This is a genomic window from Buchnera aphidicola (Uroleucon sonchi) (genome assembly GCF_011035165.1).
Taxonomy (GTDB): Bacteria; Pseudomonadota; Gammaproteobacteria; order Enterobacterales; family Enterobacteriaceae; genus Buchnera; species Buchnera aphidicola_BE.
On sequence record NZ_CP047588.1, the window covers coordinates 236598 to 261879 of the forward strand.

At 24.3% G+C, this 25282-nt stretch carries 18 protein-coding genes; 12 read left to right on the top strand and 6 right to left on the bottom strand.

Translation table 11 applies throughout. From position 1 onward, the window contains the following. Nucleotides 1-55: 55 nt before the first annotated feature. Both ilvN and ilvB read right to left on the bottom strand, forming a co-directional pair. On the bottom strand, nucleotides 56-535 hold the full coding sequence (gene ilvN, locus GUU85_RS01045; protein WP_163119155.1) for an acetolactate synthase small subunit: 480 nt from the start codon (nucleotides 533-535) through the stop codon (nucleotides 56-58). A 4-nt stretch (nucleotides 536-539) separates the two neighbouring features. Then, the gene (ilvB, locus tag GUU85_RS01050) at nucleotides 540-2255 is read right to left on the bottom strand and encodes a biosynthetic-type acetolactate synthase large subunit (protein ID WP_163119157.1); all 1716 of its coding nucleotides are present in this window, start codon (nucleotides 2253-2255) and stop codon (nucleotides 540-542) included. A 698-nt stretch (nucleotides 2256-2953) separates the two neighbouring features. Between ilvB and degP the strand changes: the two genes are divergently transcribed. Further along, nucleotides 2954-4393: a serine endoprotease DegP gene (gene degP, locus GUU85_RS01055; protein WP_163119159.1), complete on the top strand. Its 1440-nt coding sequence runs from the start codon at nucleotides 2954-2956 to the stop codon at nucleotides 4391-4393. 41 nt (nucleotides 4394-4434) lie between these two features. On the opposite strand, the gene dapD is transcribed toward degP, so the two are convergent. Continuing rightward, nucleotides 4435-5259 (bottom strand): 2,3,4,5-tetrahydropyridine-2,6-dicarboxylate N-succinyltransferase, encoded by an 825-nt coding sequence (gene dapD, locus GUU85_RS01060; RefSeq protein WP_163119161.1) that lies wholly within the window; start codon nucleotides 5257-5259, stop codon nucleotides 4435-4437. Nucleotides 5260-5309: 50 nt separating this feature from the next. Continuing rightward, nucleotides 5310-6104, bottom strand: a complete 795-nt coding sequence (gene map / locus GUU85_RS01065) for a type I methionyl aminopeptidase (RefSeq protein WP_163119163.1) — start codon at nucleotides 6102-6104, stop codon at nucleotides 5310-5312. 244 nt (nucleotides 6105-6348) lie between these two features. On the opposite strand from map, the gene rpsB reads away from it, so the two are divergent. The 9 genes from rpsB (at nucleotide 6349) to dnaE (ending at nucleotide 17885) form a co-directional block, all read left to right on the top strand. Next, nucleotides 6349-7056, top strand: coding sequence for a 30S ribosomal protein S2 (gene rpsB / locus GUU85_RS01070; protein ID WP_163119165.1), 708 nt, complete (start codon nucleotides 6349-6351; stop codon nucleotides 7054-7056). Nucleotides 7057-7124: 68 nt separating this feature from the next. Further along, nucleotides 7125-7934 (top strand): translation elongation factor Ts, encoded by an 810-nt coding sequence (gene tsf, locus GUU85_RS01075; protein WP_163119167.1) that lies wholly within the window; start codon nucleotides 7125-7127, stop codon nucleotides 7932-7934. Nucleotides 7935-7982: 48 nt separating this feature from the next. Next, on the top strand, nucleotides 7983-8711 hold the full coding sequence (pyrH, locus tag GUU85_RS01080; RefSeq protein WP_163119169.1) for a UMP kinase: 729 nt from the start codon (nucleotides 7983-7985) through the stop codon (nucleotides 8709-8711). An 84-nt stretch (nucleotides 8712-8795) separates the two neighbouring features. Then, a complete protein-coding gene (gene frr / locus GUU85_RS01085; protein WP_163119171.1) occupies nucleotides 8796-9353 on the top strand; it encodes a ribosome recycling factor in 558 nt (185 codons plus the stop codon). A 66-nt stretch (nucleotides 9354-9419) separates the two neighbouring features. Then, entirely contained in the window at nucleotides 9420-10619 is a 1200-nt protein-coding gene (gene ispC, locus GUU85_RS01090) for a 1-deoxy-D-xylulose-5-phosphate reductoisomerase (protein ID WP_163119173.1), read from the top strand. 67 nt (nucleotides 10620-10686) lie between these two features. Beyond that, nucleotides 10687-11427: a polyprenyl diphosphate synthase gene (gene uppS, locus GUU85_RS01095; RefSeq protein WP_163119175.1), complete on the top strand. Its 741-nt coding sequence runs from the start codon at nucleotides 10687-10689 to the stop codon at nucleotides 11425-11427. 225 nt (nucleotides 11428-11652) lie between these two features. After that, entirely contained in the window at nucleotides 11653-14052 is a 2400-nt protein-coding gene (gene bamA, locus GUU85_RS01100) for an outer membrane protein assembly factor BamA (protein ID WP_163119178.1), read from the top strand. Nucleotides 14053-14154: 102 nt separating this feature from the next. Next, a complete protein-coding gene (gene fabZ / locus GUU85_RS01105) occupies nucleotides 14155-14613 on the top strand; it encodes a 3-hydroxyacyl-ACP dehydratase FabZ (RefSeq protein ID WP_163119180.1) in 459 nt (152 codons plus the stop codon). Nucleotides 14614-14627: 14 nt separating this feature from the next. Next, the gene (gene dnaE / locus GUU85_RS01110) at nucleotides 14628-17885 is read left to right on the top strand and encodes a DNA polymerase III subunit alpha (RefSeq protein WP_254056367.1); all 3258 of its coding nucleotides are present in this window, start codon (nucleotides 14628-14630) and stop codon (nucleotides 17883-17885) included. A 264-nt stretch (nucleotides 17886-18149) separates the two neighbouring features. Here dnaE and GUU85_RS01115 read toward each other — a convergent pair whose 3' ends face one another. Beyond that, nucleotides 18150-19874 (bottom strand): proline--tRNA ligase, encoded by a 1725-nt coding sequence (locus GUU85_RS01115; protein WP_163119182.1) that lies wholly within the window; start codon nucleotides 19872-19874, stop codon nucleotides 18150-18152. A gap of 253 nt (nucleotides 19875-20127) precedes the next feature. Here GUU85_RS01115 and flhB point away from each other — a divergent pair, with 253 nt between their 5' ends. Continuing rightward, the gene (gene flhB, locus GUU85_RS01120) at nucleotides 20128-21276 is read left to right on the top strand and encodes a flagellar biosynthesis protein FlhB (RefSeq protein ID WP_163119184.1); all 1149 of its coding nucleotides are present in this window, start codon (nucleotides 20128-20130) and stop codon (nucleotides 21274-21276) included. Further along, the gene (gene flhA / locus GUU85_RS01125) at nucleotides 21269-23356 is read left to right on the top strand and encodes a flagellar biosynthesis protein FlhA (protein WP_163119186.1); all 2088 of its coding nucleotides are present in this window, start codon (nucleotides 21269-21271) and stop codon (nucleotides 23354-23356) included. Before flhB ends, flhA begins: the two co-directional genes overlap by 8 nt. A 133-nt stretch (nucleotides 23357-23489) precedes the next feature. On the opposite strand, the gene argS is transcribed toward flhA, so the two are convergent. Beyond that, complete coding sequence (gene argS / locus GUU85_RS01130) at nucleotides 23490-25220, bottom strand: arginine--tRNA ligase (RefSeq protein ID WP_163119188.1); 1731 nt, start codon at nucleotides 25218-25220, stop codon at nucleotides 23490-23492. Nucleotides 25221-25282 lie beyond the last annotated feature (62 nt).

Here is a 25282-nt window from a genome sequence, read left to right on the forward strand (position 1 = left end):
AATAATTTATAAATATATTTTATTAGAAAATATAACATGTAAAAATTTTTATATTTCATCCTCGAGTAATGCCTATAATACCTGATCGACTTAATTCAATCACATCTGACAAATTTCGGATGATTTTTAGAAATGCATCAATTTTTTTAGTTGTCCCAGATAATTGTAATATATATGTATTAGATGTAATATCTACAATTTGCCCACGAAATACTTCAGTAATATGTTTAATATCATCTTTTTTATATTTATTAAACTTAACTTTTAACAATATAATTTCACGTTCAATGATATTTGAAAGTGGATTAATCTGAATAACTCGCAATACATCGATTAATTTATGTAATTGTTTTTCAATTTGCTCAATTGATTTTTCATTGCCTATCGTTTGTATAGTTATTTTTGATAATGATGGATCTTCAGTTGGAGCTAATGTAATTGTTTCTATATTATATCCTCTTTGTGAAAATAAACCGATCACTCGCGATAATGCACCTGATTCATTCTCTAATAAAATTGATAAAATTCTTCGCATATTTTTACGAAACCTCTTTTTTCCTTAGCCACATTTCATTCATTCCTCCTCCTTGAATTTGCATAGGATAAACATGTTCAGAACTATCAACATCAATATCTACAAAAACTAAATGACCATCAGATAATTTTTTTAATGCCGTTTTTAATTGATTATGTAAATTTTTTGGTTTTCTAATTTTAATACCACAATGTCCATAAGATTCTGATAATTGGATAAAGTTTGGAAGCGAATTCATATAAGAATGAGAATGTCGTCCAGAATAAAGTATATCTTGCCACTGTTTGACCATACCTAAAGAAGAATTATTTAAGTTTAATATTAATATTGATAAATTATATTGTTTTGCTGTAGATAGTTCTTGAATATTCATTTGAATACTACCATCTCCTGTAACACAAATGACAGTGTCTTCTGGATATGCTAATTTGACTCCTAATGCTGCAGGTAATCCGAAACCCATTGTACCTAATCCACCTGAATTAATCCAACGTCTAGGTTGGTTAAATGGGTAATATAATGCTGTAAACATTTGATGTTGACCAACATCTGAAGTAATATAAGCATTTCCTTTAGTTAATTTAAAAAGAGTTTCAATTACTTGTTGCGGTTTGATTGTTTTATCGTCCTGTTGATACTGTAAACTATTGTTTTTTTTCCATTTGTTAATTGTATCCCACCAAGATTCTAAACATACAATATTTTCTTTTTTTTCAAGTAATTTTAACATTTTTTTCAAGATGTATTTTGCATCACCAACAATAGGAATATTTGCCATAACAGTTTTAGAAATTGACGTAGGATCAATGTCAATATGTAAAATAATAGCATTAGGACAGTATTTATTTAAATTATTTGTTGTACGATCATCAAATCTTACACCAATTGCAAAAATTACATCTGCATTATGTATTGTCATATTAGCTTCATAAGTGCCATGCATTCCTAACATAGAAATACTTTGCACATGATTACCTGGAAAAGCACCTAATCCCATTAAAGAAGTAGTTACAGGACAGTTAGTTTTTTCTGCAAAAATTTTTAATTCTTCATGACTTTCAGAACTAATAATTCCTCCTCCTGCGTAAATTACAGGTCTTGTAGCTTTTAAAAAGATATCTAATGCTTTTTTAATTTGACCAGTATGACCTTTATTAGTTGGGTTATAAGAACGCATATAAATATTTTTTGGCCATTTATAACAAAAATTACTTCTTTTTTTTAAGACATCTTTTGGTAAATCAATGACTACTGGTCCTGGACGACCACTTGACGCCAACCAGAAAGATTTTTTAAAAATTACCGGGATATCTTCAGTTTTTTTTACCAAAAAACTATGTTTAACTATTGGGCGAGAAATGCCAATCATATCGCACTCTTGAAAAGCATCATATCCAATTAACGAAGAAGACACTTGGCCAGATATGACTACCATAGGAATAGAATCCATGTATGCAGTAGCAATACCAGTAATTGCATTAGTTGCTCCTGGTCCAGAAGTTACTAACACAACACCAATTTTACCAGTAGCACGAGCATATCCATCTGCCATATGAGTCGCCGCTTGTTCATGTCGAACTAAAATATGTGTAATTCCACCAATAGTTTTTATAGCATCATAAATATCTAGTACAGCACCACCAGGATAGCCAAATATATACTGTATTTCTTGATCAATTAATGATCGAATAACCATTTCAGCTCCTGATAATATTTCCATCTTTTCCTCCAGGATGCTAATTTATTAGGTAGTATATCTTTACTTTATTGCTTTATTTATTAGTTTATCCTGTAGTTTAACGAGATAAATTAGCAATATTAAATTTATAAAATATTATTGAAGATTATTTCAAAAAATTTACATAAACTCATGTTTTTTATTATTATGATAATATCAGATATTATTAATGAATAGAACGTATTCAACATAATTTATATCACGTTAATTTCGATTATAAATAATAATAAAATAATATATTTTCAACTTAAGTTAGATAATATACCAATCAATATATTATATTCTAAGAAATGATGTTTACTAAATAAATAGTATTATAATTTTAATGATATAATAAATTTTTAAAAAAAATTAATTATTTTGTATATATTACAGCTTATTTATAATTATTTTTTTAAAATTTTGCACTAAAGTAAAAGATAACTAAATTATACATTATACAAATATTATTTTTTACATGAATATAATTTAAATTTTCTTTTTCAAAAAAAATAATGCTTGTAACAATTTTTTTTGATTGATTTGATTAATAAACATATTTCATAATAAATATTTTAAGATAGATATTTAAGAGAAATAGAGTTAAATAGTTATGAAGTGTATAATAAACATTTATCTGACATAATGTCATGATGATATTTTTTATTTATCGCTTAGATTGTAATTATGAGAAAGAAATAATGAAAAAATTAGTTATAATATTAAAAAAAACACCTTTCATTTTCACTGTATTACTCAGTTTAGGTATTTTTTGTCAGAATTTTGCTGTTAGCAAAATGCATAGTCATGCATTTTCTAAAACAGCATGTCCTAGTTTAGCTCCAATGTTAGAAAAAGTAATGCCTTCAGTAATTAGTATTAATGTTGAAGGAAGTACAATAGTACATACTTCACGTTTACCTCATCCATTTCAACCATTTTTTGGTGATAATTCTCCTTTTTGTCAAGAAAACTCACCGTTTTATAATTCACCTTTTTGTCAATTGAATCCTAATTCTAATAATACTAATGAAAAATTTCGAGCATTAGGATCGGGTGTGATTATTAATGCTGAAAAAGGATATGCCGTCACAAATAACCATGTTGTTGAACATGCAAACAAAATTCAAGTACAATTGAGTGATGGACGTCGTTATGAAGCGCATGTTATTGGTAAAGATGCGCGTTCTGATATAGCTTTAATACAATTAAAACATGCAAATAATTTAAGCGCAATAAAAATTGCTGATTCTAATTCGTTACGAGTAGGAGATTATACTGTAGCTATCGGAAATCCATATGGATTAGGAGAAACAGTGACTTCAGGTATTATTTCTGCTTTAGGACGTAGCGGGTTGAATATTGAACATTATGAAAATTTTATTCAAACTGATGCTGCTATTAATAGAGGTAATTCTGGTGGGGCTTTGGTAAATTTAAATGGTGAATTAATAGGCATTAATACTGCTATTTTAGCTCCAGATGGTGGAAATATTGGCATAGGATTTGCTATCCCAGGAAATATGGTTAAAAGTTTAGCTGAACAAATTGTACAATTTGGACAAGTTAGAAGAGGAGAATTAGGTATAATTGGGATGGAACTTAATTCAGATTTAGCAAAAATAATGAAGATTAATATACAAAAAGGGGCGTTTGTTAGTCAAGTGATGCCGAATTCTTCTGCTTTTGAAGCAGGCATTAAAGCTGGAGATATTATTATTTCTTTAAATAAAAAACCTATTTCTAGTTTTTCTGCATTACGTGCAGAAATTGGGTCATTACCGGTAAAAACAAAAATGGAATTAGGAATTTTTAGAACAGGAAATATTAAAAATATAATTGTTGAATTAAAAGAATCTACTAGAAATAATTTGAATTCAGAAAATATTTATGTAGGAATAGAAGGTATAGAAGTATATAATTTTACGTTCAATGGAAAACATGTAGTAAAAGTAAAAAATGTCAAATTAAATACTCCAGCATCTAAAATAGGATTTAAAAAAGATGATGTTATTCTTGGAGTTAATCAAAAATTCATTAGTAATATAAATGAATTAAAAGCTGTGTTAGATAGTAAACCAAAAATATTAGTATTTATTGTTCAAAGAGGTAATAATACTATATATTTAGTTAGTGAATAATAATTATAATAATCCGCCCGAAAAACACGGGCGGTTTATTTTTATGTAACATTTCTTAGTAATTGGTTAATTTCTGTTTTTTTTAATGTTTTTGAATCTACTTTTTTAACAATAATAGCAGCATAAAGATTATATTTTTTATTGTTTGATGGTAAGCTACCAGGTACTACTACAGAATTAGATGGTACTCTTCCATAAAAAATTTTGTCATTTTCTCTATCGTAAATTTTAGTACTTTGCCCAATAAAAACACCCATAGAAATTACTGATCCTTTTTCGATAATAACTCCTTCTACAATTTCAGAACGAGCTCCAATAAAACAATTATCTTCAATAATTGTAGGATTATTTTGTAACGGTTCTAATACACCTCCTATACCTACACCTCCAGATATATGGACGTTTTTTCCAATTTGAGCGCACGATCCTATAGTAGCCCAAGTATCTATCATACTCCCTGTATCAATATATGATCCTATATTAATATAAGAAGGCATAATAACTGTTTTATAATTAATGAATGCACCATATCTGATGGTGGCTGGAGGCACTATTCTAATTTGTTCTTTTTGAAACTGATCTTCATTGTATTGCTCATATTTTAATGGAATTTTATCATAGTAATTGGTATGATTACCTGTTATAAGTCTGTTTTGTTTGATATACATATATAATAAAACTGCTTTTTTTAACCATTCATGTGTAATCCAAACATTGTTTTTTTTTTCCGCTATTCTAATAGAACCAGAATTTAACAATGTAATAATTTCAAATATGCTTTGTATGACATTATAATCAATATCATTAAAATTTATTTTATTTTTATTTTTATATACTTTTTCAACTATTTGTTTTAATTTTTTCATTGATTATACAAACCTATTTTTAATACATTAAATATTATTTTTACACTAATTTAAGTTTTGTTAATTAATTTTGGAGAAATTATTTCGCCTTTTTGCCATGTTAAAATATCACAACCATATTCTGTTACTAATATTGTATGTTCATATTGTGCAGATAAAGAATTATCTTGAGTTTTAACTGTCCATCCATCTGACATACATCTAACATGTCGCTTACCAGCATTAATCATTGGCTCGACTGTAAAAATCATTCCTTTTTCTAGAAGAATATTATTATTTTTATTATAATAATGTAATATATGAGGTTCTTCATGAAAATTTCGACCAATTCCATGACCACAATATTCTTCTACAACAGAAAAATTATGTTTATTTACATATTTTTCGATTATTTTACCAATTTTATATAATGGTATACCTGGTTTAATTGATTTTAAAGACAAATACAGACTGTTTTGAGCTACTTGACATAAATTTTTTGATAAAAGATTAACTTTACCTACAAAAAACATTTTTGAAGCATCACCGTAATATTTATTTTTAATAACTGCAATATCAATATTAACTATATCTCCTTCTTTTAATATCTGTTTTGTATTAGGTATACCATGACAAACTACATCATTGATTGAAATACATATAGATTTTGGAAAACCATGATAGCCTAAACAAGCTGGAATAGCTTGTTTTTTCCGTACAATATAATCATGACAAATTGTATTAATATCTTCAGTATTTATATTTGGTTTAATATATTTACTTATCATTTCTAACACTTCAGCTGCTATTTTGCCAGATTTTCTCATATTTTTGATTTCTAATGCTGTTTTAATTATACAACTCATAGTATTTAGTCACTTGTTATATCAATTTTGATAATTTAAGATATGTTTAAATTATACTGTAAAATATATTATTTTTTTTTTATTTAATTTAAAATATATAAACAAATTTTTATTAAAAATGTGATATAAACATATTTTATATTATAAAAAATAAGAGAAGATAAAATTAATATATTGATATTTGCTATTTTTTAATATATTACTTAATAAAGTATTTAATATTTTATATGCCAGGAGTGTAAATATGGAAATGATATCAATGCGAGATATGCTTAAAGCCGGAGTTCATTTTGGTCATCAAACACGTTATTGGAACCCAAAAATGAAACCTTTTATTTTTGGCGTACGAAACAAAGTGCATATTATTAATTTAGAAAAAACTTTGCCAATGTTTAATTTAGCTCTTGCTGAATTAAAGAAGATATACTTAAGAAAAGGGAGAATACTATTCGTAGGTACTAAACGAGCTGCTAGTAAAAAAATTAAAGAAACTGCTATACATTGCGAACAATTTTATGTAAATCATCGTTGGTTAGGAGGAATGTTAACAAACTGGAAAACTGTTCGTCAATCTATCAAACGCTTAAAAGATTTAGAAATAGAATCAAAAGATGGTACATTTTCTAAATTAACCAAAAAAGAAGCATTAATAAGATCAAGAGAATTATATAAATTAGAAAATAGTTTAGGAGGAATTAAAAATATGGGAGGTCTTCCTGATTGTTTATTTGTCATCGACGCTTCTCATGAAAATATTGCTATTAAAGAAGCAAATAATTTAGGTATACCTATTTTTGCTATAGTTGATACTAATTCTAATCCTGATGGTGTAGATTACATTATACCCGGTAATGATGATGCTATTAGGTCAGTAACGTTATATTTAAAATTTGTAGAACTTATTTGTTCTAAAACTAATAATAAATTAATTAATTTAAAAAATGATATATAAAATTCATTTATATCATATTGAATACAATTATGGATATAAATAAAAAATTTTAAAATAAGGAATATAATATGGTAAATATTAGTATTTCTGCAGATCTTATTAAAAATCTTAGATCTCGTACAGGAATAGGTTTATTAGAATGTAAAAGAGCACTTATAGAAGAAAATGGAGATATCGAGTCAGCAATTGATAATTTAAGAAAATCAGGAAAATTAAATGCTGTAAAAAAAAATAATAATATTACAAATCAAGGAATTATTTTTTCAAATATTAAAAATAATTTTGGTGTAATGTTAGAATTAAATTGTGAAACTGATTTTGTATCTAAAGATAATTTATTTATTAATTTTGGACAAAATATTATATTAAAATCACTAGAAAAAAAAATAAAAAATATTGATCAAATTAGAAGTGAATTTGAAGAAAAAAGAACAGATTTAATATTAAAATTTGGTGAAAATATTAACATTAGACGTTTTTGTTGGATTGAAGGAGAAAATATTTATTCATATGTACATGGTATTAGAATTGGTGTATTAGTTAGTGCTATTGGATTAAATAAAGTAATGTTAAAAAATATTGCTATGCATATAGCTGCAAGTAAACCAGAATATTTACATCCAAACAATATTCCTAGTACAGAATGGAATCGTGAATATCAAATTCAATCAGAATTAGTGAAAAATTTAAAAAAACCATCTGATGTGTTGAATAAAATTATACAAGGAAGAATGAAAAAATTTACTAATAGTATTTCTTTAACAGGACAAAATTTTATTATCGATCCTACAAAAACAGTAGGTGAGATACTAAATGAAAATAATTCACATATTATATCATTTTCTAGATTTGAATTGGGTGAAAATATGTCTAAATAAAAAATAGATTGAAAATACATTAATACAAAATATATTTAGGTTAAAAATATGTTTACACATGATAAATTTTTATATCGACGTATTTTATTAAAAATTAGTGGAGAAGCGTTACAAGGAATCAACAAATTTGGAATTGATATAAATTCTTTAACAAGAATAGCAGAAGAAATCAAATGCATTGTCAATATTGGTATTCAGGTAAGTTTAGTTATTGGAAGTGGTAATTTATTTCGTGGGGAAAATTTATCTAAATTAGGTTTAAATCGTGTAGTATCAGATCATATTGGTATGTTATCAACTGTGATTAATAGTTTAGCAATGAAAGATATGATTAATTCTATCTCATCCATTAATACTTGTGTAATGTCTTCTATACCAATTAATGGTATTTGTGAAACATATAATTATGAACGGGCAATAAATTTATTATCTAATAATTATGTACTTATTTTTTCTGCAGGTATAGGTAATCCTTTTTTTACTACTGATTCTGCAGCTTGTTTACGTGCTATTGAGACAAAATCTGATATTGTTCTAAAAGGAACTAATGTAGATGGAGTCTATTCAAAAGATCCGAAAAAATATTCTGATGCTATTTTATATAAAAAATTAACATATCAAGATGTTCTTCAAAAAGAACTTAAAGTAATGGATTTAGCTGCTTTTATATTAGCAAGAGATCATCATGTACCAATTATTGTGTTTAATATTAAAAAACCTGGATCTTTATCTCGTGTTATTGCTAATAATTGTGAAGGCACAATTATTGGTAATTAAGTTTATAATTGAATATATTAAGCATAACCATATTAATAATTCAATAATATTTTAATTAATTAAGAATATTTTATAGGTCATCATGTGATTAATCAAATTAATGTAAAAACTTGTGAAAAAATGAAAATATGCGTTGAAACATTTAAAAATAGCATTAATAATATTCAAACTGGTCGAGCATCACCTGCATTATTAAATAATATTTACATCGAATATTTTGGTGTTAAAACTTCTTTATACCAATTATCTAATATAACTGTTGAAAATTCTCATACTCTTAAAATTAATATTTTTGATATTTCTATTACTCCATTAATTAAAAAAGCTATTTTAAATTCAAATTTAGATTTAAATCCAATTTCACGTGGTAAAGATATACTAATAATAATACCTACATTAACAGAAGAAAGAAGAAAAAAATTAGTTAAAATTATTCGTAATGATGCTGAGAATAGTCGTATTAGTATTCGAAATATTCGAAGAGATGCTAATGATCAAATTAAAAAACATCTTAAAAACAAAATAATTAGTGAAGACGATGAATATGTTGCTCAAACAAAAATACAAAATATGACTAACGATTATATTAAACAAATAGATTCCATTTTATTAAAGAAAGAAATGGAATTAATGCAATGTTAAACTTTAAAAGTTATATATTTTAATCCATTCATGTAAAATGTATGATTTATATAATTAAGAAAATTTATGAAAAAAATAACCATTTTAGGATCTACTGGTTCTATTGGTATTAACACATTATCTATTATTAAAAAACATCCAAATTTTTTTAAAGTCATTGCGTTAGTTGCTAATACCAATGTCAAAATGATGTTAAAACAATGTGAATTATTTTCACCAGATTGGGTGGCAATGAGAGATGAACAAGCTGCTAATATATTGAGAAAACAAATAAAAGTTAAAAAAATAAATACACAAGTTCTTTCTGGAGAAAAAGACATTTGTTATTTAGCTGCTTTAGAAGAAACTGATCAAGTAGTAGCAGCGATTGTTGGTATGGCTGCACTATTGCCAATTTTATCTGCAATACATGCTGGAAAAACAATATTACTAGCCAGTAAAGAATCTTTAATTACATGTGGTGATTTATTTATGAAAGCACTTGCGTCCAATGGAGCTAAAATTTTTCCTATTGATAGTGAGCATAGTGCTATTTTTCAAGTTTTACCTTTAAATATTCAGAATAAAATTGGTTTGACTGATTTAACAAAATGTGGTGTTGATCATATCATTTTAACTGGATCAGGTGGCCCTTTTTATCATTTTTCTGATTCAGATTTATCTTATGTTACTCCAAATCAAACCTGCGCGCATCCTAATTGGTCAATGGGTAAAAAAATTTCAGTAGATTCAGCTACAATGATGAATAAAGGTTTAGAATATGTTGAAGCAAAATGGTTATTTAATGCTTTAGAACTAGAGATTAAAATTTTAATTCATCCTGAATCTATTGTTCATTCTATGATTCAATATTGTGATGGTTCGTTATTAGCACAATTATCAATTCCTGATATTAGAATTGCAATTTCTTATGCAATGTTTTGGCCTAATCGTATTAATACAAAAATTAATTTTGTCAATCTTTCAAAAATTAAAAATTTAACATTCTTTGAACCTAATTTTATTCAGTTTCCATGTTTAAAATTAGTCATTGATGCTTTTAATCATGGTCCAGCAGATATGATTGTATTAAATGCTGCTAATGAAATTGCTGTATCAGCTTTTCTTAATTCGCAAATTTCATTTACTCAGATTTATCAAATAAATATTGAAACGTTAACATCAGCTTGTTTTTCACGACCTAATTGTATTGAAGATGTGTTAGAAATTGATAAAAAATCAAGAATACTAGCAAAAAAGAAAGTATATCATTTTAGCAAAATATGATAAAAATTATTTTTTCATCCACAAAATATCTTAATAAAATTCTTTTTTAGAGAAACATATACATTTTATGCAATATAAATCTTTATTAAACAAAAGTCAGAAATCTAAAACATATTATCCTCGTCATGTAGCAATTATTATGGATGGAAATAGAAGATGGGCAGAAAATAAAGGTAAAATGTATTCAATAGGTTATCAAAAAGGAGTAAAAGCTTTAAAAAATGCTGTAAGATTTTCTATCTTAAAAAATTTGGAAATATTAACTGTATATGCTTTTAGTACTGAAAATTGGAATCGTTCATTATTTGAAGTTCAATATTTAATGAATTTATTTTTTTCTATATTGAATAATGAACTTGATCAGTTCACAAAATATAACATTAAATTTAAAGTAATTGGTGATATTACATTTTTTAATAAAAAACTACAAAATAGTATTCATAAAGTAGAAAAATTAACTATAAATAATAATGGTTTGATTTTAAATATAGCTGCAAATTATGGTGGAAAATGGGATATAATTCAAGGTGTGAAAAAAATTATTCATAAAGTACAAAAAGGTGTTTTACATATCAATGAAATTAAAGAAGAGACGTTTTCTCAGTATTTATCTACTAATGAACTAATTCCAGTAGATTTAGTAATTAGAACAGGTGGAGAGAAAAGAATTAGTAATTTTTTATTATGGCAAATAGCTTATTCTGAATTATATTTTACTGATATTTTATGGCCTGATTTTGATCAGTATATTTTTCAAGATGCTATTAATTTTTTTATATCTCGTGAACGACGTTTTGGTGGATTTTAAAATTAAACATAATGTATGTTTTATTTATTAAAATTTTATTGATAAAATATCAATTGATTGAAAAATAAATTTTTGAAAAATATTTTTTAAAATTTTCAAATATTTAATTCTGAAATATATCAAACAAAATTTTATTTTTAGATATAATTTTATCTAATTATTTCTATAAATATATATTTTAAAAAATCCGTATCACACTTCATTGTAGGAAAAATTATAATAACAATGTTTATTAAAAAATTTTTTATAACTTTTTTAGTATTATTTAGTATTTCAAGTCATGCAAAAAATATTGGCATCATTAATAATATTCAATTTGAAGGATTACATAATGTTTCAAAAAATGAAGCATCAAAACATATTATTTTAGATATAGGAAATGTAATTTCTGAGTATGATGTAAAAAATAGTATTAAATCATTATTTGCTACAGGAAAATTTCAAGATATTAAAGTAATATATTCAAAAAAAAGTATTATTTTTCGTGTAAAAGAAAAACCAATTATTTCTAATGTTATTTTTACTGGTAATCATATTATCAAAAATTCAGTTCTAAATTTATATTTACAAAAATTAAATATCAAAAAAGGAAGTGTATTTGATCCTCTTTCTATTAACATACTTATTAAAACAATAGAAGATTTTTTTTATAATATTGGAAGATTTGAATCAAATGTACAAATATTTAAACAAAGTTCTGAGGATAATACTATTAATTTAAAAATAATTTTTAATGAAGGTATAATCAAAAAGATTAATAGTATTAAAATATTAGGAGCAAAACATTTTTCTGAACAACAAGTTACTTCATTATTACAATCAAAAAATTATTCTATTAAATGTAATTTTTTTGAAACATGTGTTTATTCTCCTCAAAAATTAGATCAAGATTTAAAGCGTTTAAATAATTTTTATTTAAATCATGGTTATTTTTATTTTCATATTAATGATAAAAAAATTGATTTTATTAATAATAAAAATCAAATTGATATTAAAATTAATATTTCTGAAGGTGAAAAGTATCATATTTCACAAATCTTTTTCTTAGGAAATTTTAATCCATATAAAAAATTAATTAAAAAATTTGTTACAATAAATAATAATGAGTTATATAATCAAGAAAAAATTAATAATATTATTCATGAAATTACAAAATTTTTATCTGATCATGGGTATATTAATGCTATTGTTCAAGTTCAACCTGAAGTTAATAATAAAACTAAAACAATTGTTTTAAATTTTTATATTGATATAAAACAACGTTTTTTTGTACATAGAATTCATTTTATTGGTAATACCATTACTCAAGATAAAGTATTACGTCGTGAAATCAAACAAATAGAAGGTAAATATATTGATTTACATTTAATTAATTTAGGAAAAAAATCATTAGAAAAAACAAAATATTTTAAAAATATTGAAATTATAAAAAAAATATATTCTCCTAATTCTAATCAAATAGATATTTTTTATAAAGTACACGAGCAACCAACTGGTTCAATAAATTTTGGATTAGGATATGGAGTAGATAATGGCATTAATTTTAATGCTGCTTTATCTAAAGATAATATATTTGGTTCTGGAAATTCTTTTAAAGCTAGTATTATTAAAAATGATAATCAAAAATATGCAGATATATCAATAAGTTATCCATATTTTATATCAAATATTAAAGATTTAAACACTAGATTGTTCTATAATGACTTGAAGTATAATTTTGATAGTTCTTCGGATTTTAGTAAAACGACTTATGGTTTAGAAAGTAATTTAGGAATTAAAATTAATGATTATAACAAAATCAATTTTGGTTTTGGATATACTCATAATGGAATAAAAAACAAAGAAAACATTACTAATCCTGATGATGCAAGAAATACATCTATGGATTTAATGTTTTTAAAAAATAAAAGAGTAAATGATTTTACCTTAAATTATTCTTGGATATATTCGACTTTAGAGTCTCTTTATTTTCCTATTTCTGGTCATCAAATATATATTAGCGGAAAAAACACCACTCCAGGATCAGATAATAATTTTTATAAATTTATATTAGATAATGAAAATTATCTACCGCTTGATAAGAAAAAAGATTTTATATTTTTTAGTCACGTGCATTTAGGTGTAGGTAATATTTTTAATAAAGAAAAATTACCTTTTTATGAAAATTTTTATTCTAATCATGAAAGTAATATTAGAGGTTTTCGTTTAAATACTATTGGTCCTAAAAAAATTTATAATATTTCCAATGCAAAAAATTGTACCGGATATATTAACAATCATGCATGTGAATCAATTGATACTATTGGCGGGAATACTAGCTTTACTACTAATTTAGAAATGATAACACATATTCCATTTATACAACGTCAATATTCTCATTATTTACGTACTTCTTTATTTTTAGATGTTGGTAATATTTGGGATGTATCATTAGATGATGATAAAAAAATTCATGAGTTTTCTTTTAAAGATGATATATTAAACAATATTTATTCATCTATTGGTGTATCATTACAGTGGTTATCTCCTATTGGCCCATTATTTTTTTCTTATGCTCTTCCAATTCAACAAAATAAAAATTCTCAATTAGAGCCGTTTCAATTTCATTTTGGGAAAAATTGGTAACATTAAAAAAATTAACATAATATTTTAACTATATTAGTATTATTTTTTATTATAGTATTTAATAACATAATTTTTTCATAAACTTTAAATAGGTCAATAAATTTGAATGAGCAATGCGATATTTTAAATATTAACAAAATTTTTGATATTTTACCTCATCGTTATCCTTTTTTACTTGTTGATCGTATTTTAAACGTAAAAAATTTTAAATCTTTACAAGCGATTAAAAACTGTACTATGAATGAACCACATTTCCAAGGGCATTTTATAAAAGAACCAATTTTCCCGGGTGTTCTTATTATTGAATCTATGGTGCAAGCATCAGGTATTTTAATATATAAAAGTACAGGTCAATTAAATATTAATAAATTATATTATTTTGTCGGAATAGATAATGCACGTTTTAAAAAAGTTGTTATCCCTGGAGATCAGATAATTATAAACGTGACTTTTTTGCAGTTTAAAAGAAATCTATTAGTTTTTAAAAATACAGCTACAGTTGATAAACAGATAATTTGTCAATCTAAAATTATTTTTGCAAAAAAAAATATAGTTATATAAATTTCGGATAACATATGAATGCACCAAAATTTATTCACTTACATGTACATAGTGATTATTCTATTATTAGTGGATTATCAAAACCTGAAGATTTAATTATACAAGCATCAAATTTGAATATGCCAGCTATTGCTATCACTGATTATAATAATTTATATGGTGTAATTAAATTCTATAAAATAGCTCATCAATTAGGTGTTAAACCAATTATAGGTGTCACAGTACAATTTATCTCTAATTTAGTTAATAATGAAATAACAAAATTAATTATATTAGCCTCTACTCAAGAAGGATATAAAAATTTAATTTTATTAATTTCTTATGCATATCAAAAAGGATACACTAATAATAGTAATGTAACTATTGAAAAAGAATGGTTATCAGAAATTAATAAAGGATTAATATTACTATCTGGAGGATGTCAAGGTGAAATTGGAAAAATATTAATATATAATAAATTGCAATTAATACCTGAGTGTTTATCATTTTATCAGAAATATTTTCCTGATTCTTATTATTTAGAATTATTACGTACTAAAAGAGACCATGAGGAAACTTATTTAAATTTAGCAATAGATTTATCATTATCCACGGGTATCCCTGTTGTTGCTACGAACGATGTATGTTTTTTAAATAAAGAAGATTTTAATATTCATAAAATTAGAGTTGCAATTAATGAAGGTGAAACATTACAGTGTTCGAAAATACAGCATTATTATAGTTGTGAACAATTTTTAAAAACTTCTGAAGAAATGTGTGATCTTTTTTCGGATATACCAGAAGCATTAATTAATAGTGTAGAAATTGCAAAACGTTGTAATGTGTTTATATATTCTGGTAAATATTTTTTACCAAAGTTTACAACTAATAATATTAGTGTTGAAAATTATTTAATTAAACAATCATATTCAGGTATGAAAAAACGTTTAAGTAGTATTTATAATATAAAAAATATACAATATCATAATATTTATAGTAGATATAAAAAACGTTTGGATATGGAATTAAATGTAATTAATAAGATGGGTTTTCCAAGTTATTTTTTAATTGTTATGGAATTTATACAATGGGCCAAAAAAAATAATATACCAGTAGGACCAGGACGAGGTTCTGGAGCAGGCTCACTTGTCGCATATGCTTTAAGTATTACTGAAATTGATCCATTATCTTTGAATCTGTTATTTGAACGATTTTTAAATCCAGAACGAATTTCATTGCCAGATTTTGATATTGATTTTTGTATGGAAAAACGTGATCAAGTGATTGATCATGTTTCAGAAATATACGGTAGAGACTCAGTAGCGCAAATAATTACTTTTGGAACATTAACAGCTAAAGCTGTAATTCGAGATGTAGGACGAGTTTTGGGCTATCCATATGGATTTATTAATAAATTGTCTAAATTAATACCTTTAGATCCTGGAATTACTTTAAATGAAGCATTTTCTCAAGGATCTGAATTGTATAATTTTTATATACAAAATGAAGATGTGCGAAATTTGATTGATTATTCTAAAAAATTAGAAGGTATTAATAGAAACGTAGGTAAACATGCAGGAGGAGTGGTAATTTCTCCTACTAAAATAACTGATTTTTGTCCTTTATATTGCGATGAAAAAGGCAATAATCCAGTAACGCAATTTGATAAAAATGACATTGAACATATAGGATTAGTCAAGTTTGATTTTTTAGGCTTACGTACACTAACTATTATTCATAATACAGTTGAAATGATTAACACTAAATTGTCTGTCAATCAAAAAAATAAAATAAATATTAACTCTATTTGTCTTAATGATAGTAAATGTTTTAATTTATTAAAAAAATCTGCCACAACTGGCATATTTCAATTAGAATCTGATGGAATGAAAGATTTAATTAATAGATTACAACCTGATTGTTTTGAAGATATAATTGCATTAGTTGCTCTTTTTAGACCAGGCCCTTTGCAATCGGGTATGGTAGATAATTTTATTAATCGAAAACATGGTCTTGAAGATATTTCCTATCCTGATGCACAATGGCAACATAAATCATTAAAATCTATTTTAGAATCTACTTATGGTATCATATTATACCAAGAACAAGTCATGCAAATAGCACAAGTTTTAGCTGGTTATACATTAGGTGGTGCAGATATTTTAAGACGTGCTATGAGCAAAAAAAATTTAAAAGATATGTCGGAACAACGAGTGATTTTTGAAGCTGGAGCTCGTAAAAATGGTATCAGTAAAAAATTATCAAGAAAAATTTTTGATATATTAGAAAAATTTGCAGGATACGGATTTAATAAATCTCATTCTGCAGCCTATGCTTTAGTATCATATCAAACTTTATGGCTAAAAACACATTATCCTGCTGAATTTATGGCAACAGCCATGACATCAGATATAGATAATACAGAAAAAATTGTTATTTTAATTAATGAATCTTATAGTATGGGATTAAAAATTTTACCTCCAAATATTAATATGAGTAATTATGAATTTTATGTAAATAATGATGGTCATATAGTATATGGTTTTGGTGCTATTAAAGGTATAGGAGAAAATTCAGCACGTGATATTGTAGAAGAACGTCAAAAAAATGGCGTTTTTTATGATTTTTTTGATTTTTGTATACGTATAGATGCAAAAAAAATATCACGTCGTATATTAGAAAAATTAATTATGTCTGGAAGTTATGATTGTTTAAACAACAATCGTAATTTTTTATTGAAATCAATTGATGATGCTATTAAAGTATCAAAACAATCTTTAAGAATTAAGTCTTTTAAGCAAGAAAGTTTATTTGGCACATTTACATGTGAATTAGATCAAGTAAAAAAGAATAATTATATTAATATCAATTACTCTAAAAACCATAATTTAAAACATGAATATCAAGTATTAGGATTATATCTAACAGGACATCCTATTCATGAATATACAAAAGAATTAAGACATTATATGCATAATTTTACGCTATCGAAATTACAATTTACTCCAAAAAATAAGATTATTTTAGTTTCTGGAATAATTATTTCTATTAAAATTAAAATTACTCAGAATAAAAATCGTATAGCTATTGTAATTTTAGATGACTCTACTAGTCGTCTAGAAGTAGTAATTTTTTCAAATTTACTACATTCCCATGGATATCTTTTAAAACTACATAAACTTTTATTTATAAAAGGCGTATTAAATGTCAATTTAATATATAAAAATTTTAAAATGACAGCATATAATCTAATGAGTCTAAATGATATAAGAAAAACTAATATAAAAAATTAATTATTATATTCAGTTGAAAAAATAAACACTATTTTTTAAAACAATCAAATAGATTGTTAATAAAAGATAAGATAAGTAATTATTTTATATTTATCTTTTATAAATAAAAATAAATATGTGTTAATATAAAATTAAAATAAATAGCTAATAAAACAGCTAAAACTTTCTTAAAAAATTTAAAATTCATTATAAATTATAAAAAATCGAATTAAATTTTAATAAAATATTTTTTTTAAAATACAAAGAATAAATTAAACATATTTTTTATAATCCCATAATTTTTTGGTGAGTATAGTCAATTATATCTTGAATATTAATTAAAATACTTTTTTTATTTTTTCTGTCGGAATATTCCACATGATTTTTTTTAATTAATTTTTCACTAATGATAATTCTGTGAGGAATACCAATTAAATCCATTTCATTAAACATAATACCTGGTCGTATATTTCGATTATCTAAGATAATATCTATTCCTATTTTTTTAAAGTCTTGATATAAAAGATGTGCTATATCTTTAATTTTATCAGATTGATGCATATTAATAGGTATAATAATTACTTCAAAAGGAGCGATAATACTAGGCCAAATAATACCATGGTGGTCATGATTTTGTTCAATAATTGCCGCTATAATACGATTGATTCCAATACCATAACATCCCATATAAGTATTATTTTTTTTACTATTTTGAGATTGAATAAATGTCTTCATTTTTTTAGAATATTTTTGACCTATTTGAAATATATGTCCAATTTCAATGGTTTTTTTAATATTTAAATGACCAGAACCATCAGGACTCATATCATATTTTGTTACTTTTCTAATATCTTTAATTGAAGGAATAGGTAAATCAATATTCCAATTAACGTTAATAAAAAATTGGTTTTGATTATTTGCACCAATAGAAAAATTTTTCATTTTACATACAGAAATATCAGCAATGATTGGAAATTTTAAACCTAATGGTCCTAAAAACTGTTTTTGTACTCCTGTTAGTAAAATAATTTCTTGTTCATTAAGAAGAACAATTGGTTTATCTGATATATTCATTTTTTCTATTTTAAATAAATTTAATTCATGATCTCCACGTATTAATAATGCTATAATTGATTTATTATTTTGATTTTGTACACGCGCTAAAATTGTCTTGATGTGATTTTTTAAAGCAATATTAAAATTTTCGTCAGCAAAAATGATAGATTTTTTTTTGGTAATATTTTTTACATCAAATTTATATTGATTAGAATTATTTAAAAAATGAACTGTTTCTAAAGATTGAGCCATATTGATATTTGAATAATATGATTTATTATTAGAGAATACTACTTCATCTTCTCCATTTTTAGAAAATGCTTGAAATTCATGAGATACATTTCCTCCCATCGAACCAGAATCAGCTTTAACTATGCAAAAATTTAAATTCATTTTTTTAAAAATAGTTGAATAAGCTACATAAAATTTTTTATAAGTTTCTTCTAAACAATATAAATTGCTATGAAAAGAATAAGCGTCTTTCATAATAAATTCACGCGTTCTTATAATTCCAAAACGTGGTCTTATTTCATCTCGAAATTTATTTTGTATCTGATATACAATTAAGGGGAGTTGTTTATATGAATTAATTTCAGAACCAATCAAATTTGTAATCATTTCTTCATTAGTAGGTCCTAAAATAAATTGATTATTATGACGATCAGAAAATTTTAATAATTCTTCTCCAAATAGATGAAATCGTCCACTATTTTCCCATAAATTTTTAGATTGTATAATTGGCATTGATATTTCTAGTGCATCAATTTTATTCATTTCTTTTTTAATAATATTTTGAATTTTATTTAGTACTCTTATTCCTGTAGGTAACCATGCATATATACCTGAGGAAGTTTTTCGAATCATTCCGCTTCTTAACATTAATTGATGACTAATGATTTTTGCATCATATGGTATATTTTTTAAAGTAAAAAACAAATATTGACTAGTAAGCATTAATTTTATTCTCAAAAAATAATATTTTTATATTAAAAAATAAATATATTATACAATAATTTTATTTTGATATTAAAATTATTTTAACTTATAAACGTTTGATATATTAATAATACATATATTCGTTTAATCTAATGAGATTAAAAAAGTTTTATCTGATCATTTAATAGTTTAATAAAATTCACTTGTTTTTTTTTGTATACAAAGGTTTAATGAAATTTTTATATATTTAAATAGGTTAGAAAATTACAATATGAATCATAGTATGAATGAAGAAAAAACAGAAAATCCTACCGAGCATCATATTAAAAAATTTAAAAAAAAGGGAAAAACGAAATATTCTAGAGAATTAAATTCTTTTCTAATTATATGTATTGGATGTTTAAATATATGGTGGTGTAGAGATATTATCTTTTTAAATTTGAGTAAAATTATCTTTAAAAGTTTCTATTTTAATAAAAATATTTTATTTAACAATAATAATTTATTAGAAATATTAATGCTATTAAAAAGCATGTTTTTTATTTTCTGTCCATTTTTTATTTCTTTATTAATTGTTACCATTATACCTCCGATTATATTTAGTGGAATTAAATTAAATTTTACTTTACTAAAGTTTGATTTTATAAAATTAAATCCTTTTTACGGTTTAAAAAAAATATTTTCTTTTCAAATATTTATAGAATTATTGAAAATTATACTAAAATTATTTTTAGTTAGTATGATATCTTTTTGGTATTTATGGTCTGCTTTATCTAGAATATTGTTCTTAATTTATCAAAACTATTCATCTGCATTATCAAATGGTTTTAATCTAATAGCTACTTGTTGTTTTTTAGTTATACTAGGTTTAGTACCTATGGTTTGTTTTGATATTTTTTGGCAACAATTTAACTATTATAAAAAATTAAAAATGACTCGTCAGGAAATTAAAGATGAATCAAGAGAACAAGAGGGACATCCCAATATTAAAATGCGTATTCGTCGAGAAATGAAAGAAACGATACGAAGAAGAATGATTTTGGATATTCCTAAAGCAGATGTAATCATTACGAATCCGATACATTATTCTATTGCTTTGAAATATGATTCAGAAAAAATGGATGCTCCTAAAGTAATAGCAAAAGGTATAGGTAATATGGCTATAAAAATAAAAGAAATAGGTCTTCAAAATAAAATTGCTATTATTTCTTCGCCATTATTAGCGCGCGCATTGTATCGTTATACTGAAATAGGAAAATATATTCCTGGTTCTTTTTATAAAGCTGTTGCAGAGATTTTAGCATGGGTTTGGAAGGTACGAAAATGGGAAAAAGAAGGTGGAATCTTTCCTGAACAACCTAATAATATATTAATTCCATCAGAATTTAATATCAAAGGAGAACATAAAAATAATGATTAATTTTTCTACTTTTTTTCGTATTCTTAAAAATTTGAAAAGTATTCAATGGCAAATACTTTCAGGCCCAATACTTATTTTAATGATTTTATCAATGATGGTTTTACCATTAGCACCTTTTGTTTTAGATATTTTTTTTACTTTTAATATTTCTTTATCTATTATTATTTTACTTGTATCTATGTTTACTCGTCAAACACTAGATTTTACTGCATTTCCAACTATTTTATTATTTTCTACATTATTACGTTTAGCTTTAAATGTAGCTTCTACACGTGTTATTTTTTTAAAGGGACATGAAGGAGCTAATTCAGCAGGAAAAGTAATTGAATCATTTGGTCATTTTTTAGTAGGTGGTAATTTTGCTATTGGAATAGTCGTATTTATAATATTAGTTATTATTAATTTCATTGTGATTACTAAAGGAGCTAGTCGTATAGCGGAAGTAGGTGCACGATTTATATTAGATGCGATGCCAGGTAAACAAATGGCAATTGATGCTGATTTAAATGCAGGTTTAATTGGTGAAGAGAAAGCAAAAAAACGCCGTATTAAAATAACACAAGAAGCTGATTTTTATGGTTCTATGGACGGTGCTAGTAAATTTGTGCGTGGAGATGCCATTGCGGGTATTTTAATCATGGTAATTAATATCTTTGGAGGATTAATTATTGGTTTAATACAACATAATATGTTATTGAGTAAAGCTATTGAAGTTTATACTTTATTAACAATTGGTGATGGTTTAGTTGCACAAATTCCAGCTTTAGTGATTTCTACTGCAGCTGGTGTAATAGTAACGCGTGTAAGTAGTAATCAAAATGTTGGGGAACAAATGGTTAGTCAATTATTTTATAATCCTCAAGTTATTTTATTAAGCGCCATTGTTTTAGGTGTTCTTGGTTTAGTTCCTGGCATGCCTAATATTATATTTTTAATTTTTACAATTATCTTATTAATATTGTCTTGGTGGTTGTATGAAAAACAATATATGTTAGAAAACAATTTTTTAACCTCTAATAAAAAATATAAATTAATACATAACTCTATTTCAGAAGCATCATGGAAAGATGTGAAATTAGAAGATCCAATTAGAATAGAAATAGGTTATAAACTAACACCAATAATTGATATAAATAAAACAAATAATTTATTAGATAGAATTCGTGTAGTGCGTAAAAAAATTGCTCAAGAAATTGGATTTTTACCTCCATTAGTACATATTCAAAATAATATGAATTTGTCAGGAAATATTTATCGTATATTTATTAAAGGAGTTGAAGTAGGTCAAGGTGAATGTTTTTATGATCTTCATGTAGCTATTACTTCAGGTAGAGAAACCGCATCTTTATCATTTGAAAAAATATATCAAACTGATTTTGGTTTATCTGGTTATTGGATTCACGAAAAATTCAAAAATGAAGCTCAAAAAAAAGGTTATTCTGTTGTAGAATCAAGTATGTTAATTGCGACACATTTAGATTTTTTAATTTCAAATCATATTAATGAACTATTTGGCCGTCAAGAAGCTCAACAATTATTAGATTATGTTAGTACAGAAATGCCTAAATTAACTGAAAACTTAATTCCTAATATAATTAGTTTAACTACTTTACATAGAGTGTTAAAAAATTTACTTTTAGAAAATATTCCAATTCGTGATATGAGAACTATTTTAGAAACAATATCAGAGCATGCTGATGTTCAAAAAGATCCAAATGAATTAACTAGTCTTGTTCGAATAGCACTAAGAAAAATTATTATACAAAAAGTGTTTAATACGAACAATGTGATTGAAATGATAGGATTAGATCTCAATTTAGAGCAATTATTATTAAGTAATATTAAATCAGGTTTAAATAATATAGAACCTACTTTATCGGAAAATATACTAATAAAAACAAAAGAAGCTATAAAAAAACAAATCTTAATAAATGCTCCTATTGTATTATTAGTCAGTCATCCTTTAAGAAATTTTTTATCACAATTTCTTAGACCAAGTTTTCCAGAATTAATAGTTTTATCTCAATTAGAGATTACAGATGTTAAAAAAATTAAAATAACAAATATTCTTGGTTCTTAATAAAATATAATTTTTATTATATTCATATTTTTTAATACAGATGGTGTGGTAGTAAGTAGTGCATATTTAGTGCTACATTATTCCCTCACCTTACTGTTTTATATAAATATATCAGTTAATTTTTTTTAAAATATTACATTTTTTTTACTATTTTAATTCCAAGTATATTTAATCCTTTTTTTAATGTTTTTGCTGTTAAAATAGATAATTTTAATCTACTTTTATAAGTATTGATGTTTTTTGCAAAAAGTATAGAACAATTTTCGTAAAAACTAGAAAAATTTGTTGCAAGTTGATAAAGATATTTACATAAAATATGAGGGGTTCCTTTTTCAGCAAGTAATAATATTATTTCTTCAAATTCTAGTATTTTTATTGCTAAAGTTATTTCAATGTCTTTTTTTAAAATAATTTGTTCTTTTAATTTATGTATAGGAATAATAGATTTTTTTATGATAGAAGAAATTCTTGTATAAGCATATTGTATATATGGAGCTGTATTTCCTTCGAAACTTAACATATCATCCCAATTAAAAATATAATTAGTATGTCTATTTTTAGATAAATCAGAATATTTAACTGCACTAATACCAATTATAGTTGCTAATGTAAGTAATTTTTTTTTAGATAAATTTGGTTGTTTTTTTTGGATTAAATGTTTAGCTCTTTCTATAGATTCATTTAAAAGATCAGTAAGTTTAATATTATTTCCATCTCGAGTTTTAAATGGACGTTTATTTATTGATAACATCATTCCAAATGTATGATGCTCTAACAATAAATCTTTAGGTATATAATTAGCTTTTTTTGCAATAATCCATGATTGCATTAAATGTTGACTTTGTCGAGAATCAGTATAGTATATAATACGATCAGCATGTAACACTTCATGTCTATATTTCAAACAAGCGATTTCTATAGTAGAATATAAAAATCCTGTATCTTGTTTTTGAATTACGACACCCATAGATTCACCTAATCTATTTTTAAATTCTTTTAAAAAAACAATAGTAGCACCATTTTTCTTAATAGCTATTTTTTTGCTTATTAAATCTTCAATAATGTTAGGGAGCATTTTATTATAGACACTTTCTCCTATAGTATGAATATTTTCTAGAGTAACATTTAGTTTTTTATATATTTTGTAATTTTCTGTCATAGTAATTGATACTAATTTTTTCCATATAGAATGACAATATATATCGCCATTTTGTAATTTTACTACATATTTTCTAGATTTTTCTGCAAATTTTTTATTAATATCATATTTTTTTTTTGCTTTACAATAATATGATTCTAATTCTTTAAGAGATAAATTATTATTTGTTAATATATCTTTTTGTTGTAAATATGCAATTAACATGCCAAATTGTGTGCCCCAATCGCCAATATGATTTGCTCTAATAACATTATGTCCTAAAAAATCTAATACTCTAGCTGTAACATCCCCAATAATTGTAGATCGTAAATGTCCAATATGCATTTCTTTTGCAATATTTGGCGAAGAATAGTCTATTACAATATTTTTTTTAACCATTCGGTTAATACCAAGTCGAGATGAAATAAAAATTGTTTCTAATTGTTTAGCAAGCCAACGACGACTAAAAAATATATTGATAAAACCTGGCTGAGAAAAAGTGATTTTTTTATAAATATTTTTTTTTTTGATATTAAATATAATTTTTTTAGATAATTCATATGTATCTAATTTTAATATGTTAGCAATTTTAATTAAATTGTTTAGTTGATAATGACCTAAATGTGTTTTTTTACTTAATATAATAATCGGTTTACAAAAATTTTTATAACCAATATTAATTAAAGTATTTTCAATATCTGTTTTAATAAGGTGTGTTATATTCATTTTAAAAGCCTTGGATCATAATTTTAAATTGTATTTAAAAAAAATATCTTATTTAAAAGATA

Bases quoted from the DNA above. Each gene is read 5' to 3' on its own strand.
- ilvN (WP_163119155.1), bottom strand. From the start codon at position 535: ATGCGAAGAATTTTATCAATTTTATTAGAGAATGAATCAGGTGCATTA.
- ilvB (WP_163119157.1), bottom strand. From the start codon at position 2,255: ATGGAAATATTATCAGGAGCTGAAATGGTTATTCGATCATTAATTGAT.
- degP (WP_163119159.1), top strand. From the start codon at position 2,954: ATGAAAAAATTAGTTATAATATTAAAAAAAACACCTTTCATTTTCACT.
- dapD (WP_163119161.1), bottom strand. From the start codon at position 5,259: ATGAAAAAATTAAAACAAATAGTTGAAAAAGTATATAAAAATAAAAAT.
- map (WP_163119163.1), bottom strand. From the start codon at position 6,104: ATGAGTTGTATAATTAAAACAGCATTAGAAATCAAAAATATGAGAAAA.
- rpsB (WP_163119165.1), top strand. From the start codon at position 6,349: ATGGAAATGATATCAATGCGAGATATGCTTAAAGCCGGAGTTCATTTT.
- tsf (WP_163119167.1), top strand. From the start codon at position 7,125: ATGGTAAATATTAGTATTTCTGCAGATCTTATTAAAAATCTTAGATCT.
- pyrH (WP_163119169.1), top strand. From the start codon at position 7,983: ATGTTTACACATGATAAATTTTTATATCGACGTATTTTATTAAAAATT.
- ispC (WP_163119173.1), top strand. From the start codon at position 9,420: ATGAAAAAAATAACCATTTTAGGATCTACTGGTTCTATTGGTATTAAC.
- uppS (WP_163119175.1), top strand. From the start codon at position 10,687: ATGCAATATAAATCTTTATTAAACAAAAGTCAGAAATCTAAAACATAT.
- bamA (WP_163119178.1), top strand. From the start codon at position 11,653: ATGTTTATTAAAAAATTTTTTATAACTTTTTTAGTATTATTTAGTATT.
- dnaE (WP_254056367.1), top strand. From the start codon at position 14,628: ATGAATGCACCAAAATTTATTCACTTACATGTACATAGTGATTATTCT.
- GUU85_RS01115 (WP_163119182.1), bottom strand. From the start codon at position 19,874: ATGCTTACTAGTCAATATTTGTTTTTTACTTTAAAAAATATACCATAT.
- flhB (WP_163119184.1), top strand. From the start codon at position 20,128: ATGAATCATAGTATGAATGAAGAAAAAACAGAAAATCCTACCGAGCAT.
- flhA (WP_163119186.1), top strand. From the start codon at position 21,269: ATGATTAATTTTTCTACTTTTTTTCGTATTCTTAAAAATTTGAAAAGT.
- argS (WP_163119188.1), bottom strand. From the start codon at position 25,220: ATGAATATAACACACCTTATTAAAACAGATATTGAAAATACTTTAATT.